This is a genomic window from Methylobacterium sp. A52T (assembly GCF_053346095.1).
Window position 1 is genome coordinate 26127 of sequence record NZ_JBKFBI010000041.1, and the last position, 14353, is coordinate 40479.

At 72.0% G+C, this 14353-nt stretch carries 19 protein-coding genes; 10 read left to right on the plus strand and 9 right to left on the minus strand.

Features of this window, described 5'->3' with window-relative positions; genetic code table 11:
* Nucleotides 1–172: 172 nt before the first annotated feature.
* On the plus strand, nt 173–1291 hold the full coding sequence (locus tag ACLBYE_RS12545) for an AI-2E family transporter (protein ID WP_447694460.1): 1119 nt from the start codon (nt 173–175) through the stop codon (nt 1289–1291).
* A gap of 13 nt (nt 1292–1304) precedes the next feature.
* On the opposite strand, the gene ACLBYE_RS12550 is transcribed toward ACLBYE_RS12545, so the two are convergent.
* Entirely contained in the window at nt 1305–1808 is a 504-nt protein-coding gene (locus ACLBYE_RS12550) for a thermonuclease family protein (RefSeq protein WP_026604576.1), read from the minus strand.
* Between the two features lie 211 nt (nt 1809–2019).
* Here ACLBYE_RS12550 and ACLBYE_RS12555 point away from each other — a divergent pair, with 211 nt between their 5' ends.
* The gene (locus ACLBYE_RS12555; protein WP_447694461.1) at nt 2020–2313 is read left to right on the plus strand and encodes a hypothetical protein; all 294 of its coding nucleotides are present in this window, start codon (nt 2020–2022) and stop codon (nt 2311–2313) included.
* 69 nt (nt 2314–2382) lie between these two features.
* Here ACLBYE_RS12555 and ACLBYE_RS12560 read toward each other — a convergent pair whose 3' ends face one another.
* Nucleotides 2383–3063, minus strand: a complete 681-nt coding sequence (locus ACLBYE_RS12560) for a L,D-transpeptidase (protein ID WP_447694462.1) — start codon at nt 3061–3063, stop codon at nt 2383–2385.
* Between the two features lie 171 nt (nt 3064–3234).
* Here ACLBYE_RS12560 and ACLBYE_RS12565 point away from each other — a divergent pair, with 171 nt between their 5' ends.
* The gene (locus ACLBYE_RS12565; RefSeq protein ID WP_020090877.1) at nt 3235–3675 is read left to right on the plus strand and encodes a VOC family protein; all 441 of its coding nucleotides are present in this window, start codon (nt 3235–3237) and stop codon (nt 3673–3675) included.
* On the opposite strand, the gene ACLBYE_RS12570 is transcribed toward ACLBYE_RS12565, so the two are convergent.
* Nucleotides 3676–4119: a cyclic nucleotide-binding domain-containing protein gene (locus ACLBYE_RS12570; protein ID WP_020090878.1), complete on the minus strand. Its 444-nt coding sequence runs from the start codon at nt 4117–4119 to the stop codon at nt 3676–3678.
* Between the two features lie 79 nt (nt 4120–4198).
* Between ACLBYE_RS12570 and ACLBYE_RS12575 the strand changes: the two genes are divergently transcribed.
* Nucleotides 4199–5014 (plus strand): electron transporter, encoded by an 816-nt coding sequence (locus ACLBYE_RS12575; RefSeq protein WP_447694463.1) that lies wholly within the window; start codon nt 4199–4201, stop codon nt 5012–5014.
* 17 nt (nt 5015–5031) lie between these two features.
* Here the strand turns inward: ACLBYE_RS12575 and ACLBYE_RS12580 are convergent, their stop codons facing one another.
* On the minus strand, nt 5032–5238 hold the full coding sequence (locus tag ACLBYE_RS12580; RefSeq protein WP_447694464.1) for a hypothetical protein: 207 nt from the start codon (nt 5236–5238) through the stop codon (nt 5032–5034).
* A 239-nt stretch (nt 5239–5477) separates the two neighbouring features.
* On the opposite strand from ACLBYE_RS12580, the gene ACLBYE_RS12585 reads away from it, so the two are divergent.
* Entirely contained in the window at nt 5478–5666 is a 189-nt protein-coding gene (locus ACLBYE_RS12585) for a con-10 family general stress protein (protein WP_010683678.1), read from the plus strand.
* 164 nt (nt 5667–5830) lie between these two features.
* On the opposite strand, the gene ACLBYE_RS12590 is transcribed toward ACLBYE_RS12585, so the two are convergent.
* The gene (locus ACLBYE_RS12590) at nt 5831–6094 is read right to left on the minus strand and encodes a hypothetical protein (RefSeq protein ID WP_447694465.1); all 264 of its coding nucleotides are present in this window, start codon (nt 6092–6094) and stop codon (nt 5831–5833) included.
* Nucleotides 6095–6657: 563 nt separating this feature from the next.
* The gene (locus ACLBYE_RS12595) at nt 6658–7461 is read right to left on the minus strand and encodes a response regulator (protein WP_012321915.1); all 804 of its coding nucleotides are present in this window, start codon (nt 7459–7461) and stop codon (nt 6658–6660) included.
* Nucleotides 7462–7635: 174 nt separating this feature from the next.
* Between ACLBYE_RS12595 and ACLBYE_RS12600 the strand changes: the two genes are divergently transcribed.
* Entirely contained in the window at nt 7636–7974 is a 339-nt protein-coding gene (locus ACLBYE_RS12600; protein ID WP_447694466.1) for a NepR family anti-sigma factor, read from the plus strand.
* Between the two features lie 150 nt (nt 7975–8124).
* Here ACLBYE_RS12600 and ACLBYE_RS12605 read toward each other — a convergent pair whose 3' ends face one another.
* Nucleotides 8125–8301, minus strand: a complete 177-nt coding sequence (locus ACLBYE_RS12605) for a DUF1328 domain-containing protein (protein WP_007568853.1) — start codon at nt 8299–8301, stop codon at nt 8125–8127.
* Between the two features lie 205 nt (nt 8302–8506).
* Between ACLBYE_RS12605 and ACLBYE_RS12610 the strand changes: the two genes are divergently transcribed.
* Both ACLBYE_RS12610 and ACLBYE_RS12615 read left to right on the plus strand, forming a co-directional pair.
* On the plus strand, nt 8507–8683 hold the full coding sequence (locus tag ACLBYE_RS12610; protein WP_447694467.1) for a hypothetical protein: 177 nt from the start codon (nt 8507–8509) through the stop codon (nt 8681–8683).
* 285 nt (nt 8684–8968) lie between these two features.
* On the plus strand, nt 8969–9847 hold the full coding sequence (locus ACLBYE_RS12615) for an MBL fold metallo-hydrolase (protein WP_447694472.1): 879 nt from the start codon (nt 8969–8971) through the stop codon (nt 9845–9847).
* 13 nt (nt 9848–9860) lie between these two features.
* Here ACLBYE_RS12615 and ACLBYE_RS12620 read toward each other — a convergent pair whose 3' ends face one another.
* A complete protein-coding gene (locus ACLBYE_RS12620; protein ID WP_447694468.1) occupies nt 9861–10640 on the minus strand; it encodes a DUF1499 domain-containing protein in 780 nt (259 codons plus the stop codon).
* A gap of 67 nt (nt 10641–10707) precedes the next feature.
* Nucleotides 10708–12540: an AsmA family protein gene (locus tag ACLBYE_RS12625; RefSeq protein ID WP_447694469.1), complete on the minus strand. Its 1833-nt coding sequence runs from the start codon at nt 12538–12540 to the stop codon at nt 10708–10710.
* Nucleotides 12541–12847: 307 nt separating this feature from the next.
* Here ACLBYE_RS12625 and ACLBYE_RS12630 point away from each other — a divergent pair, with 307 nt between their 5' ends.
* Nucleotides 12848–13588, plus strand: coding sequence for a CoA transferase subunit A (locus ACLBYE_RS12630; protein ID WP_447694470.1), 741 nt, complete (start codon nt 12848–12850; stop codon nt 13586–13588).
* A 24-nt stretch (nt 13589–13612) separates the two neighbouring features.
* Nucleotides 13613–14275: a 3-oxoacid CoA-transferase subunit B gene (locus tag ACLBYE_RS12635; RefSeq protein ID WP_042671934.1), complete on the plus strand. Its 663-nt coding sequence runs from the start codon at nt 13613–13615 to the stop codon at nt 14273–14275.
* Nucleotides 14276–14353 lie beyond the last annotated feature (78 nt).

The window sequence follows — 14353 nt, forward strand, 5'->3', positions numbered from 1 at the left end:
ATGGCGGCGACCTCTACACGAGGGTGTCAGAAGCGGCAACCGCGGCGCTTCCCCGGCGTTTCAGCGCCTGTCCACAGGCGTGCGCCGCCGGGTGCGGGGACGCGCGTACGCTCCGGACGCGCCGGCCCTAGCTTGACGGCGAGACGAGGCGCGTCCTCAGGAGACCAGACGGATGCCACCGATCACCAAGCCCGCCGCCCCGCCGGCGCGCGTCGAGACGCCGCCCCTGCCGCCGCAGGAGCGCGCGCGCTCCCAGGGAGCGGCCCGGGTCCTGCTGGTCCTGACCCTGACGGCGCTCGGCCTCTGGATCCTGCACGAGTTCCTGCCGGCGCTCGCCTGGGCGGTGGTCCTGGCGATCGCCCTCTGGCCGGTCTACCAGCGGCTCGAGCACCGTTTCCCGCCGGGCAAGCACAACATCCTCCTGCCCACGATGATGACCGCGGCCGTGGCGCTGGTCTTCCTGGCGCCGCTCGCGATCCTCGGCATCCAGGCCGCCCGCGAGGCCCACGACGTGGCCGAGTTCGTTCGGAACGCGGAGGCGAACGGCGTGCCGGCGCCGGAATTCCTGCAGCACCTGCCCTACGGCGCCGCGCAGGCGACCGCGTGGTGGAACGACAATCTCGGCCACGCGCAGGCGGGCTCCGACCTGCTGCGCCGGTTCGAGAACCACTCGGTGCTCGGGGCCTCCCGCAATGTCGGCCGCGAGGTGCTGCACCGCATCGTCCTGTTCGGCTTCAGCCTCGTGGCGCTGTTCTTCCTGTTCCGCGACTGGCGGACGGTGCGGGACCAGTCGCTCACCGCCTGCCACCGGCTGTTCGGGCCGCGCGGCGAGCGCGTCGCCCGCCAGATGGTGGCCTCCGTGCACGGCACGGTCGACGGGCTGGTGCTGGTCGGCCTCGGCGAGGGCTTCGTGCTCGGGATCGTCTACCACTTCGCGGGCGTGCCCCACCCGGTCCTGCTCGGCGCCTTCACGGCGGTGGCGGCGATGATCCCGTTCGGCGCCGCCGTGGCCATCGCGATCGCGGCGCTCCTCCTCGTGGCGGCCGGGTCGGTGACGGCGGCTCTCGTGGTGGCGGCGGCGGGCCTCGTCGTGACCTTCGTGGCCGACCACTTCATCCGCCCGGCGCTGATCGGCGGCACGACCAAGCTGCCCTTCCTGTGGGTGCTCCTCGGCATCCTCGGCGGTGTCGAGACCTTCGGGCTCCTCGGCCTGTTCCTCGGACCGGCGGTGATGGCCGCCCTGGTCCTGCTGTGGCGGGAATTCACCGAGGGACAGGACGCGACGGCCTGAGCCGCCCGCTCCGCTAGTCGGCCGCGCTCGTGCCGGCCGCGGCCTCGACCCGGCGCCGGTCCTGGCGCCAGTCGGCCGGCTTCTCGAAGGTGCCGGCCCAGATGCCGCGGCGGGTCGCCCAGGCGTGGCCTTCCTGGCGGATATAGGGAGCCGTCACTTGACGGTTGGCCAGCGCCAGGCCCTGCCCGACCATCCAGGCGGACAGGTCCTCGCCGTGGACGTGGCAGATCCCGGTGACGCGGCCGGGCACGCCGCCCTCCCGCCGCTCGCACGTGACCGCGCCGCCGCCGATCCGCGCGCGCAGGGCCTGCGCGGCCTTGCTGCCGCAGCGATACTCCTGGCCATTGGCGGTCTCGCAGCGCTGCGCGGTCTCGGGAGCGTCGATACCGTAGAGGTTGATACGCGTGCCCTGCACCTCGATCGTGTCACCGTCGATCACGGTCGCGGGGCCGCTGACCGTCCCGGCCGCGGCCGCGGGGCCGCAGAGGAGGAGCAGGGCGAGCATCGGTCTGATCATAGCGGGAATGTCCACGCGCGTGGCGAGTCAGCTGGTGACGGGGGCGTCGAGGCCGCGACGGTGCCCGGCCAATGTGGCGAATTTGCCGGGCGACCGAATCGGCCTCGCGGGCGCGATGCCGAGTTTCGACCGCGGTGGTTGCCAAAGCGTTCCGCCCGTCGGAGCGAAGCTTGGCAACGGAACGACGGCCCGGAGCCGCTCGTTATGTAACATGACCTTCCTCAAGACCCTGCTGGCCAGCCTGGCCCTGTGCGCGGCTCTCCTCGTCTGGGCCGGCCTCGCGATCGGCCCGGAGAGGCCGACGGACCGGACCAGTCGGGGCCTGACCACCGCCGCGGTGCTGGCCAGCGACGGCATGGGGCCGGACGGCCGACCGGGGGAGCCGACCGCGGCCCCCGGCGGCCCGGATCGGGGTGATCTGGATCGCGCGGCTCTGGACCGCCTCGCCAAGCGGGTCTCCGGCGAGGTCCGCGACGCGGCCGCCGCGGGGACGCCGGCCGGCTGACCGGCCAGGAATCCGCGCCTCGCCCGATCAGGTCCGGTACTTGCCCGGTCAGGTCCGGTACTTGCCCGGTCAGGTCCGGTACTTGCCGTTTCGCTTGATGAGGACGCGGGTGCCCACCGGCACGCGCTCGTACAGGTCGGCGATATCCTCGTTCAGCATCCGGACGCAGCCCGACGACATCTGCTCGCCGATGCTCCAGGGCTCGTTGGTGCCGTGGATGCGGAACAGGATGTCGCGGTTGCCCTGGTAAAGGTAGAGGGCGCGCGCGCCGAGGGGGTTGTCGAGGCCGCCCTTGCGGGTGCGCGGCAGGTCGGGATGCAGCGAGACCATCGTGACGGTCGGGCTCCAGTCCGGCCAGACGCCCTTGCGTCCGACCCGTGCCTCGCCCTTCCAGGAGAAGCCGGCCTTGCCGACGCCGACACCGTACTGCATCGCCGTGCCGTCGGCCTGGACCAGCACGAGCTGACGCTTGTCGATGTCGACCACGATCGTCCCGGGCTGCTCGGGGCCGTTGTAGCTCACCTGCTGGCGGCGGTACTTCGGATCGAGGCGCTGGGTGTCGACCAGCGGAATGTCGAAGGGCTTGTCGGGCTTGCTGCCGACGTACCACGCCGCCTCGTCGTCCTGGGCGACCTGGATCGGACGGGTCTGGCAGGCCGCGAGGGGCGCGATCGCCACGACGGCGAGGAGGATTCGCGAGAGAACGATCCGGCGCAGGCGGCTCCAGGCCGAGGGAAGCGTGGCGATCATAGGTCCTGTCGTGCGGGATACGGTCGTCGCGCCATGCCTACCGTCTCTGCGCCCGTGACGATGTAGCTTTTGCGCCGCAGCCGGCCGTGCGCGGGCCGCTCCCACGGCCACGGTTGCGCCCTAATTCTGAATCGCAGCGGTGCTCTACTGCGCCCTGAGCGGAGGTGAACGATGGCCGAGACCGAAACTCTTCCCACCGAGGCGACGGTCGCTCCCGATGTCCCGCTCAGCCCGGCGATACACCTCGATCACTGCGTGATCCACGTCAGCGACTGGGCACGCTCGAACGCCTTCTACCGCGACGTGGTGGGTGCCGAGATCCTCGAGCGCGGTCCCGGCTTCGCCTACCGGTTCGGCGGCGTCCAGCTCAATTGCCACGGGCCGGGCGTCGAGCCGGTACCGGTCGCGGCGAAACCCGTCCAGCCGGGCAACAGCGACCTGTGCTTCCGCTGGTCGGGCGCGATCGAGACCGCCATCGCGCATCTCGAGGCCGCCGGGGTCCCGGTGGAACTCGGTCCGGTGGAGCGGCACGGCGCCGCGGGCGCGGGGATCAGCGTCTACTTCCGGGATCCCGACGGCTCGCTTTTGGAATTCATCACCTACGCGGGATGATCAGCCCCGGCTCTCGGCCAGCGCCTGGTTGGTCTGCTCCAGCCGCAGCGCCAGCACGCGCATCAGGGCGATGCTGATCTGTGGAAACTGGGCCAGCAGCTCCAGGAACACTCCGCGGTCGATACGCAGGGCGGTCACCGCGGATTGCGCAGTCACGGTGGCGGAGCGGGGCTGCTCGGCCAGGATGCCCATCTCACCGACGAGGGCGTCCTGGCCGAGCAGCGCCAGCCGCACCGGGCCGGCGGGACCGTCGATGCTGACGTCCGCCGTACCCGAGAGGATCACGTAGGCCGCATCCGCGACGTCGCCGCGGGCGAAGAAGCGTTGCCCCGGTTCGAAATGCACCCGCTCGCTGGTGAAGGCCAGGAGCTTCAGGCGCGCCGGTTCCACCTCGCGGAACAGCGGCACCTGCTTCAGGGAGGAAACCTCGGTGTCGAGGGTCATTCGGGGGCTCCGCGACGGGTCTCACGCCCAGGACGGCGGGGCCGGACGGGCCCGCTTATCCATGCGGTTCGTCAGGCACTTGTCCAGCCCCGCACCCGACGCAACCTGTCGGTGTGGTCTCGGCGCCCTCCTGGCACTGTGCCTCGTCCTGTCGCCGGAGCCGGCAGCGGCCCGCCTCGTCCAGGCCGACCTCGCCCGCGTCGCGGTCGCGCCGCCCCCGGGCGCCCGGACCCCGCTCGACCTCGCCGCCACCGACGCGCGCACCGACCGGCCGACCACCCTCGGGCAGGCCCTGGGCGGCCGCGCGGCCCTTCTTCTGCCGGTGGATTACACCTGCGGGAATGTCTGCGACCCCATGCTGTCCCTGTCGGTGGACGCGCTGGCGGCCACCGGCCTGCCGATCGACGACTACGCCCTCGTGCTGGTCGGGATCGATCCCCGCGACGACGCCGCGGCCGCGCGGCGCATGCTGGCCGAGACGCTCGGGGATCGGGCGGGATCCGTCCGGCCCCGGGCGCTCATCGTGTCGGATTCCGCGCTCGCGCGCCTCACCGGCGCGCTGGGCTATGAAGCTGTCTACGATGCCGGGACCGACAGCTTCGCGCATCCCGCGGCGGCGCTTCTCCTCACCGCCGACGGCCGGGTGGCGCGTGTGCTGTCGCCCCTGGCGCTGACCGGGCGCGACCTGCGCCTCGCCCTGACGGAAGCCGGCGAGGGCCGGGTCGGCAGCATCGCCGACCGGCTCACCCTGCTCTGCTACGGCTACGATGCCGCGCGCGGCGTCTACACGCCCCTCATCCAGCGGATCCTGACGGTGGCCGGGATCGTCACGATCCTGGCGATCGCCCTTCTCGTCGCGGGCCTGACACGCCTCGCGCACCGGCGCCGGACCTGAGAACGCCCTCGCCCGGCTCAGCGCTTCGTCGAGAGCCCCTGTCCGCCCGGAGGGGGGGCGTCGCGCTTGAGACTGGCGTTCAGGTGCGGCGAATCCGTCGGCTCCTCGCGGGTTGTCGGGGTGGCGGAATCTTCCGGCGCGGGCATCGGCGGCAGCGGTGGCGTGTTGGGCTGCGTGGCCGGTGCCCCCGGAGCGGCATCCTTGACCATGTTGCGGTTCGTCATGCGCGAAAACCCTTCTCTCGTGCCGTGAGGCCGCGCCGTCCGCCCGGACGAGTCGCCGGGCCTCCGGGCCTGTCGGACCCGACGCGGACTTCAACCAAGGTCGAATGTCGACCAACGCGGCACACAAGTCGGGGTTGCTGCCAAGCTTAGCTGTCGGAAGCTTGAGCAGGTCTCGGGACAGGAACCTTGGTTATTGCTGAAGGTTGTTGCGGGGTGAAGCGAAGCCTGAGGAGGAACTGATGGCGTCCGGAAATTCGACCTCGAAGCGAGGCTTTGCCTCGATGGACCTGGAGCGGCAGCGCGAGATCGCCAGCAAGGGCGGCCGCAGCGTGCCGGCCGAGAAGCGCTCCTTCTCGCAGGACCGTGAGCTCGCCTCGTCCGCCGGCCGCAAGGGCGGTCAGTCCACGGGAACCGGCCGGGCCGAGTGAGGCCGCTGCCGCTCCGTACCGCGTAGCGGCGCCGCGTCCCTCGGGACGGGCGCCGTTTTCGTTTGAGGCCTCGGCCGCGGATCGCGATCCTGGGCCGGTCCACACAGCAGAAGGCCCCGCCGAGACGGCGGGGCCTTCTGATTTCCGGTCCTTGTCGGCGCCGATCAGGAAATGCAGCGGCCGGGGGTCATGCGGCGCGCCTCGGGACCGACCAGGGAGCTCAGCGCCGCCTCGCACCCCTCGCGCATGCGCCGCGGCGGCTGCCGCAGGATCGGCTTGATCTCCAGATCCTGCGCCTCGCCGGCCACCGGGGCGTTCCGGCTCTCGAGGCGCTGCACCCCCGCCACCCGCGTCGGGCTGATCGACAGCGACACGGGGCGCATCCCCGGCAGCGGCGCCGAAATGGTCTGCGCGGTCGGGACCGGCATCGTCCACCGATCCGCCGTGTCGCGAACCACCGGCTGGACCAGAACGGTGAGAAGAGCCGCAGGAGCACTCACGCCCAGGATGAAACCAGACCGCAGCATCGCCCCGACCTCATTGCGAGAGCTTGACAGGATGTTCGTACAACGCGCCCTGCAATCGCAGGTTCCTAGACTGTCTCGCGTCTACGAAGCCTGAGTATTCGAACGCAGCCCGGCCGTTGGTGCGGCGGCGCACGCCCGCTATCCACAGCCCCGGCCCGTTGCGAAAAAATCACGCCTCACGAAAAAGCGCCCGTTCTGGAACCTCCCGCGCCGGCACCCGTTCTCTGTGCACCCGGCCACCTGGTCCTCCCCGCATTCCCCTTGTGCATCGGCCGGAACCTTCGCGACGGGCTGGAGCTCTCTCCGGCCCGTTTTTTTGTGCGCGGCGGCCGACGAGGGCGGGTGGACCGACAACGAAAAAGCCCCGGCTCACGCCGGGGCTTTTTCGTTGTTACCACTCTCGGTCGCGGGCGCCCCGGGTCACCTCCGGGCGCGAACCGCCAAGCCTGACCTCAGGCCGGATCTCAGGCCGTCTTGGCTTCCCGCCGACGGGCGGTCTGCTGGAAGAACAGCGCTTGGCTGATCACTGCCGAGACGTTGGCGGGCTGGAACGGCTTGGCGATCAGGAACGCCGGCTCGGGCCGCTCACCGGTGAGGAAGCGCTCCGGATAGGCGGTGATGAAGATCACCGGCACCTCGAAGGATTTCAGGAGGTCGTTCACGGCGTCGAGGCCGGAGGAGCCGTCGGCGAGCTGGATGTCGGCCAGGATCAGGCCGGGGCGCTTGCCCTCGCCGGCGATCTTGATCGCCTCGGTGCGGGTGCGGGCGACGCCGATGACGTTGTGGCCGAGACCCTCGACCAGCGCCTCCAGATCCATCGCGATCAGGGGCTCGTCCTCAATGATGAGGATCTCGGTCGCCATGTCGGCGGCGAGTTCCCGACCGGCCTCGTCCACGAGGTCGCGAACCTCGGACACGTCGACGCCTAGAATGATCGCCGCGTCCTCCTCGGAGAATCCCTCGAGGCAGGAGAGCAGGAAGGCCTGGCGCGGCAGCGGGGTGATCTGGCCGAGGCGGACCTCCGCCGGCAGGTCGTGCTGGACCTGCTCGCTGCGGCCGTTGACCGAGAGCGAGTTCCAGATCCGCGTGAAGACGCGGAACAGGTCGGCCTTGATGTTGGTGCTGCGACCGAGCGTGTCCGGCTCGTTGACGAGGGTCTCCAGGGTGGCGGCGACGTACGCGTCACCCGCCACTTGGCTACCCGTGAGCGCGCGCGCGTAGCGGCGCAGGTACGGCAGGTGCTGTACCACGAGTTGCGATGTCGACATTCGATCCCCTGTGCCTCGCCGTGTTGCCCGGCCGCGAGCGCCTCGATCCGTCACCGAGGGCCTGCCGGGGCCGGCTTTCTGTCCTGCGCAGCCTACCGCCCAACGCGGAGGCCCGCACTCCGTTCCACCCCCCAGCGGAACCGATGCCGGCGCGCAGGCGTTGCCGGCGCAGCCATGGCGTATGTCGAGCCGCAGCACAATGCGGCCGGGCCGACTTCGGCAACAAGGGGCGTGTTGATGGTGGACCAGGGAAAGGAGGCAGGTCTTCGCGCGCGCGATCCGCACGTCGAGACCGCTTCGGATCACTCGTCGGAGTCCGAGAACAGCTCCGGCGGCACGGCCGCTTCCGACCCGTCCGACCGCGCCAGGAGCAGGGGCGGCCTCAGCGATCAGACCCGGAACCGCATCGCCGCGCAGCTGCGCGCGATGTACGACACGGTCACGCAGCAGCCCGTACCCGATCGCTTCGCCGAACTGATCGCCAAGCTCGACAGCGCTGACCGCAAGGCCTGAAACCGCTCGTCCCGTGATCGGGACAATCCACCCCTGCAACAGCGCGCGATGGCAGCGCCGCGATGGAAAAAGCCGCCGCCCTGCGGCGACGGCTCTTCCGTGGGTCCGTGCGACGGCCCGCTGGACGGGGCCGGCCGCTCCGGCCCTCCGTCAAAGTGTCGGCGAACGGCCCCGCATCAGACCGACGACGGCCGAGATGGCGAACAGGACGATCGCCACGAAGAACACCAGCTTGGCCGCCTCCATGGCGGTGCCGGCGATGCCGCCGAACCCAAGCAGAGCGGCCACGAGAGCGACGACGAGAAAAGTTACGGCCCAACCGAGCATGGTTCGTATCCTTAGAAAGTACCAACGCGGGCGGGCCGCGTCGTTCTGAACACGAAAACGCCAAGGTTTCGCTCCGGTTCCGCCCCCATTGCGAAGTCCTGTGGGTCCCCGCGGGCGCGAGCGCCGGCCGCGACATGGGGTGACGGAACGAGACAGGGGCGCTAGCGTTCGAAGATAGGTCTTAAGGCTCGATCCGGGATTTGCGATGCTGCAATCTGCCAAGAGTGCCGTTCGATCGAAGGCCGCCGCGATGGCGGCGCGCGTGACCGAGATCGTCGACAGGGCCGGCGACGCCCTGCGCGCGGCCGCACTCGGTCTCATGCCGGCACCGGCGCCCGTACCGGTCCGCGTGCGCGCGCGGCAACTGCGCCGGCAAGACTGATCGCGGCAAGACTGATCGCGGGACGCGCGCGACCCCGGAGCGGACGCGACCCCTTCCGCGTCCCTCCACAGGCGCCGGACGGGATCGCCCCTGCATCAGGATCACCGGCAGGACGGCGGGCAGGTCCTGCCGCCATCCCAGAATGCCTCGCGCCGCGGCCTCCCGTCCCCTAGGCCCCGAGGGCGATTGCCACGCGGCCGCGAACCGTCCAAGGAACCGCCGCATCGATCGCACGGGATCGTGATGGCGGACACCGACGAGACCACCCTGACCTTCGATCCGTCGATGCCTCCGGCCGGCCAGCTGGACCGGGTCGCGCCGCTGATCCGCCGGCGGGTCGCGCCGAACGGAGGCCCGTTCACGGCGAGCGGCACCTGCACCTACGTGGTGGGCCAGGAGCGCGTCGCGGTGATCGATCCCGGCCCGGACGATCCGGCCCATGTCGACGCGCTGCTTCGGGATCTCGGCACCGAGCGGGTCGAGGCCATCGTGGTCACCCACACCCATCGGGATCACTCGCCCGGGGCACGGCTGCTCGCCGCGCGCACCGGCGCGCCGATCGTCGGATGCGCGCCGCACAGGGCCGCGCGGGCCCTGTCGGAGGCGGAGACCCCGATGCTCGACGCGAGCGCCGACCGCGCCCACGCGCCGGAACGGATCATGGTGGAGGGCGACGCCGTGTCCGGCCCGGGCTGGACCCTCGTGGCCGTCGAGACCCCCGGGCACACGATGAACCATCTCGCCTTCGCGCTGCCGGAGGCGCGGGCGCTGTTCTCGGGCGACCACGTCATGGCGTGGTCGACCACGATCGTGGCGCCGCCCGACGGCGCGATGCGGGCCTACATGGACTCCCTCGACAAGCTGCGCGGGCGCGACGAGACGGTCTACTGGCCGGGCCATGGTGGGCCGGTGCGCGAGCCCGCCCGGTTCCTCCGCGGGCTCGCCGGGCATCGCCGCCAGCGCGAGGCGGCGATCCGCGCGCGGCTGGCCGCCGGCGACGGGCGGATCGCCGACATCGTCGCTGCGATCTACCAGGGGCTCGATCCCCGGCTCCGCGGCGCGGCAGCGCTGTCGGTCTTCGCCCACCTGGAGGATCTGGTCGGACGCGGGCTTGCGTCCTGCGACGGCGCCCCCCGGCTCGACGGCACCTACGCGCCGGCCTGAGAGGCGCGGCGGCTCACTTCACCGCGAGGGCGAGGTTGGCGACGTCGTCGAGATAGGCCCGGATCCGGTCGGCATTGCTGCCGAAATCGCGGCTGCCGAGCCGCGAGGCCGAGCGCACGTCGATCCGCGCCCCGTCCGCGCGAGGGCGGATGCGCACGGTGACATCGTCCGGCAGGTTGAGGATCAGCCCCCGCGCCACGGCCTCGATCCGGCCATTGCCGGTCCGGCCGCCCGGCCGGATCGCCTCGACGATCTGCCAGTGCCGCTTCAGGGCGGCCTGCCGGGCGAGTTCGAAGGCCTCGTCGGCGCCGATATCGAGGGTCAGCGGCGCGATCTGCGGGTAGGCGCCGCGCTGGCTCTCGCGCGCAGCCGGGCTCGGGTCCGCCGGGTAGCGCCCGCCGCGGGCCGCGAAGGCCGCCCGCGAGCGCGAGAAGGCCGGCGGATTGTCGATGTCGGTGGTGATGTCCGACAGGGCGGGCAGACGCAGGCCGCGCAGGCCCAGGAAGGCGGGGTAGCCGAGAACCGCCAGCGCCAGGATCAGTCCGGCGAGGGCGGCCGCGAGACCGCGGGCGCCCTCGCGCCAGACCCGCACGAAGGCGAAGATCGCGGCCGCGGCCGCCAGCAGCGCGACGCCGAGCCCGGCCACGAGGGCCACGAGGGCGGCGTCCGTGTCGGAGCGCGGATCCCGGACGAGGACCAGGGCGATCCCGGTAGCGATGACGGAGAACACGGCGAGCCGCCGGGCCAGCGGCCCCGCGCGGGTCACGGGTTCCTCGATGAGCAGGCGGCGCATGGGGATCATGAAGGCGTTCGAGGCCCGATCTTAGAGCTTGGCCGGAGCCGGCGCCATGGCGCCGCGGTCACGGCGCGTACGCGCGGGCGTTGCCGGGCAGGCCGAGCGTGGCGGGCAGTTTGAGCGGGTCGGGGAGCATCGCGCCCCCGTACCGGCCGACCGGGTCGGGAATCTCGCTGTGCGCGGTCGTCTGAGCCGTCAGGGCGCTCCAGGGCCCCGTCACCGCGAACAGGATCCCGCGGGAGGAATCGCCGGGCGGACGCAGGACGAGGTCGCCCTTGGCGTCGAGCCGACGCTCCGGCAGCGAGACCTGACCGTGCAGGGTCGCCCCGACGCTCGGGCCCAGAAGTCCCGACTCGGCGATCTCGCCCACGCCGTCGGCGAAGCGCAGCGTCACCACGGCCCGCTCGAAGGCCGTCCGGCCGTTGCGGCGCGCCAGGGCGCCGGACGCCACCGCGCCGTTGCGGTGGATCACGTCGGCGAGGTCGAGGCCCGCGATGGCACCACCGTCCATGGCGAGCGTGGCCCGGCCGTTCAGGTGCGCCAGCAATCCGACCGTGTCCCGGGCCCTGGATTCGAGGGCGAAATGCCCCTGCACGGGCCCCACCACCCAGCGGGCCGCGCCGATCTCGCCGAGCAGCGCGCCGAGGTCGACGCGGTCGAGGCTTCCCTGCGTGCGCACTTCGGTCGCGGCCGGATCGGACCCGCTCGTGAGGTTGACGCGCCCCTTGAACGTGCCGTCCTGGATCCGGGCCCGGTTGACCGCCACCTCCAGGGCGGCCTCCCGCACCAGGACGCTCGCCGCCAGATCCTGCACCCGGACCGCGCCGGCGCGTCCCTCGGCCGCCGACAGGCGCAGGTCGAGGTCGCCTCGCGTGAAGGGCGCCAGGGCGATCGACGCGGGCGCCCTGTCGAGGAGCCGCGACAGATCCGCGACGAGAGGCGTGAGATCGAGCGTCTCGGCCGCCAGGGTCGCCTGCACCGAGAGGCGCGGCGCCTTGCCGGGCCCGAACGCGACGGCGCCGGCCCCCTCGAGCACGTTCTGACCCAGGCCGATGCGCAGGCTCGGCCACGAGACGGACCGCTCGCCCGTCTCGAACCGGCCGTCGACCGAGAAGGCGCCGGCGAGCGGCGCCAGCGGCACATCGCGGCCGATCCAGGCCAAGCTCCCCGGCAGGGATCGCGTCTCGAACCGGACCTGCCCGGACATGACGGGCAGCGAGCCCCCCTCCGCCGGCGGCGCCACCGTTCCGTCCGCCGCGAGGCGGCCGTCCGGCCACGTGATCTCCGCGGTGAACGGGCTCCCGCGGCGCTGGGCCATCTCGGCCGGACGCAGGTGGCTGAGGGCGATCCGGGTCGGCACGCCGCGCCAGATGAGGCTGGCGCGGCCCTCGGCGGCCTTGCCCCAGAGCGGCCACGCGATGTCGAGGTCGATGTCCCGGGCCGTGTCGCCGCCGGCGAGGCGCGCGTCGCGCACGACGATCCGGCGCGGCCGGGCCGTCTCGCCGGACCGCGCCTGCTCGGCGAGGCGCGCGAGGGGGGCTTCCCAGCCGGCGGGGTCGTCCGACAGCCGCGCGCCCTCCAGGCGGAGGCCGCTCACCGCGGCGCGGCCGCCGAGGAGGCTCAGCGGGTCGAGATCGATGGTCAGGCGGCCCTCATCCGCCAGGACCGGGCCGTCGGAGCCGGCAGCGAGCCGGACGCGGTCGAGGGTCAGGCGCGGCCAGGGCAGCACCGCGAGGCGCGCGGGCCCCTGCAGCGTCAGCCCGAGGCCGTAGGCGTCGAAGGCGCGGCGGGCGAAGGCCGCGGCCCGGCCATCCTCCAGGGGCCAGTCGCGCAGGCCGAGGCCGGCCGCGATCAGGCTCCCGAGAGCGAGGACGAAGATCGGGCGGCGCAGCGACATCATGCTCCGAGAGGGCGGCGGCTGTGGCCGGAAGCCGGGCGCCGCGCCGGCCCCTCGGGCTGCCACGGCCCGGCAGGGTCTGCACGTCGAATGGGCAACTTAGCGTCCCCGGCCGGTTTTGTCTGCCGCGCCCGCGCAGGGCCGCCCTGCCCTCCCCAGCGCAGTGCCGGTTACGGATCGACCGGGACCGCGCCGGCCGGTGCGGTGCACCACTGGATTTCGCGCGCGGAATCGGGGAGAGCAGGCGCGAGGACACGCGCGTCCCGAGGTTTCGGCCGGTCGGGTCCGGCGGGAAAAGGACGGTTCGATGAAGAAGGTCTACACGGATGCCGCCGCGGCCCTGGCCGGCCTCCTGCGCGACGACATGATGGTGATGTGCGGCGGCTTCGGCCTCTGCGGCATCCCCGACGAGCTGATCGAGGCGGTGCGCCTCTCCGGCGTCAAGGGCCTCACCGTCGTGTCGAACAATGCCGGCATCGACGGGGTCGGTCTCGGCAAGCTCCTGGACACCCGCCAGGTCGCCAAGATGATCTCGTCCTACGTGGGCGAGAACAAGGAGTTCGCCCGGCAGTACCTCGGCGGTGAGCTGGAGATCGAGTTCAACCCGCAGGGCACGCTGGCCGAGCGGATCCGCGCCGGCGGCGCCGGCATCCCAGCCTTCTTCACCAAGACCGGCGTCGGCACCAAGGTCGCCGAGGGCAAGGAAGTCCGCGAGTTCGACGGCGAGTCCTACGTGATGGAGCGCGGCCTGTTCGCCGACCTCGCCCTGGTGCACGCCCACACGGGCGACACCGAGGGCAACCTCCGCTACCGGATGACCGCGCGCAACTTCAACCCGATGATGGCGACCGCCGCCAAGATGACGGTGGCGCAGGTCGAGCACCTCGTGAAGCCGGGCGAGATCGATCCGGACACGATCCACACGCCCGGCATCTTCGTGAAGCGCATCCTCGACGTCGGGCAGCGCGACAAGCGCATCGAGCAGCGCACCACGCGCAAGCGCGGCGACAGCACCCCGGCCGCGGCGGCCGGCGGCGGCACGCACTGATCGGACGGGAAGGGAGCGAGAACGATGGCCTGGACCCGCGAGCAGATGGCGGCGCGCGCCGCCAAGGAGCTGGAGGACGGCTTCTACGTGAATCTCGGCATCGGCATCCCGACGCTGGTGTCGAACTACATCCCCGAGGGCATGTCGGTGCAGCTCCAGTCGGAGAACGGCATGCTGGGCATGGGCCCCTTCCCCTACGAGGGTGAGGAGGACCCGGACCTGATCAACGCCGGCAAGCAGACGATCACCGCTCTGCCGACGACGAGCTACTTCTCCTCGGCGGATTCCTTCGGGATGATCCGCGGCGGGCACATCAACCTGTCGATCCTCGGCGCCATGCAGGTGGCCGGCAACGGCGATCTCGCCAACTGGATGATCCCCGGCAAGATGGTGAAGGGGATGGGCGGCGCCATGGACCTCGTGGCCGGCGTGAAGCGCGTGGTCGTGGTGATGGAGCACGTCGCCAAGAACAAGGACGGCACCGAGAGCCCGAAGCTGCTCAAGGCCTGCGACCTGCCGCTCACCGGCACGCAGGTGGTCGACCTGGTGATCACCGATCTCGGCGTGTTCGAGATCGACAAGAAGGGCGACGGCGGCATGAGGCTCATCGAGCTCGCCGACGGCGTCACCGAGGACGAGATCCGCGGGAAGACCGAGGCCGACTTCACGGTCGCCCTGAAGAACTGAGTCCGGACGGGCCGGGGGGCCGCCCCGCCCGGGGCCCCGGGCGGGGGGGGGGCGGGGACCCGCCCGTGCCGCGGGGCC

What these genes read in the sequence shown, in the direction of transcription:
- ACLBYE_RS12595 (WP_012321915.1), bottom strand. Translation starts at nt 7,461, where the DNA reads ATGTCGACATCGCAACTCGTGGTACAGCACCTGCCGTACCTGCGCCGC.
- ACLBYE_RS12625 (WP_447694469.1), bottom strand. Translation starts at nt 12,540, where the DNA reads ATGTCGCTGCGCCGCCCGATCTTCGTCCTCGCTCTCGGGAGCCTGATC.
- ACLBYE_RS12610 (WP_447694467.1), top strand. Translation starts at nt 8,507, where the DNA reads ATGCTGCAATCTGCCAAGAGTGCCGTTCGATCGAAGGCCGCCGCGATG.
- ACLBYE_RS12585 (WP_010683678.1), top strand. Translation starts at nt 5,478, where the DNA reads ATGGCGTCCGGAAATTCGACCTCGAAGCGAGGCTTTGCCTCGATGGAC.
- ACLBYE_RS12565 (WP_020090877.1), top strand. Translation starts at nt 3,235, where the DNA reads ATGGCCGAGACCGAAACTCTTCCCACCGAGGCGACGGTCGCTCCCGAT.
- ACLBYE_RS12550 (WP_026604576.1), bottom strand. Translation starts at nt 1,808, where the DNA reads ATGATCAGACCGATGCTCGCCCTGCTCCTCCTCTGCGGCCCCGCGGCC.
- ACLBYE_RS12600 (WP_447694466.1), top strand. Translation starts at nt 7,636, where the DNA reads ATGGCGTATGTCGAGCCGCAGCACAATGCGGCCGGGCCGACTTCGGCA.
- ACLBYE_RS12560 (WP_447694462.1), bottom strand. Translation starts at nt 3,063, where the DNA reads ATGATCGCCACGCTTCCCTCGGCCTGGAGCCGCCTGCGCCGGATCGTT.
- ACLBYE_RS12570 (WP_020090878.1), bottom strand. Translation starts at nt 4,119, where the DNA reads ATGACCCTCGACACCGAGGTTTCCTCCCTGAAGCAGGTGCCGCTGTTC.
- ACLBYE_RS12635 (WP_042671934.1), top strand. Translation starts at nt 13,613, where the DNA reads ATGGCCTGGACCCGCGAGCAGATGGCGGCGCGCGCCGCCAAGGAGCTG.
- ACLBYE_RS12590 (WP_447694465.1), bottom strand. Translation starts at nt 6,094, where the DNA reads ATGCCGGTCCCGACCGCGCAGACCATTTCGGCGCCGCTGCCGGGGATG.
- ACLBYE_RS12630 (WP_447694470.1), top strand. Translation starts at nt 12,848, where the DNA reads ATGAAGAAGGTCTACACGGATGCCGCCGCGGCCCTGGCCGGCCTCCTG.
- ACLBYE_RS12555 (WP_447694461.1), top strand. Translation starts at nt 2,020, where the DNA reads ATGACCTTCCTCAAGACCCTGCTGGCCAGCCTGGCCCTGTGCGCGGCT.
- ACLBYE_RS12620 (WP_447694468.1), bottom strand. Translation starts at nt 10,640, where the DNA reads ATGCGCCGCCTGCTCATCGAGGAACCCGTGACCCGCGCGGGGCCGCTG.
- ACLBYE_RS12545 (WP_447694460.1), top strand. Translation starts at nt 173, where the DNA reads ATGCCACCGATCACCAAGCCCGCCGCCCCGCCGGCGCGCGTCGAGACG.
- ACLBYE_RS12580 (WP_447694464.1), bottom strand. Translation starts at nt 5,238, where the DNA reads ATGACGAACCGCAACATGGTCAAGGATGCCGCTCCGGGGGCACCGGCC.
- ACLBYE_RS12605 (WP_007568853.1), bottom strand. Translation starts at nt 8,301, where the DNA reads ATGCTCGGTTGGGCCGTAACTTTTCTCGTCGTCGCTCTCGTGGCCGCT.
- ACLBYE_RS12615 (WP_447694472.1), top strand. Translation starts at nt 8,969, where the DNA reads ATGCCTCCGGCCGGCCAGCTGGACCGGGTCGCGCCGCTGATCCGCCGG.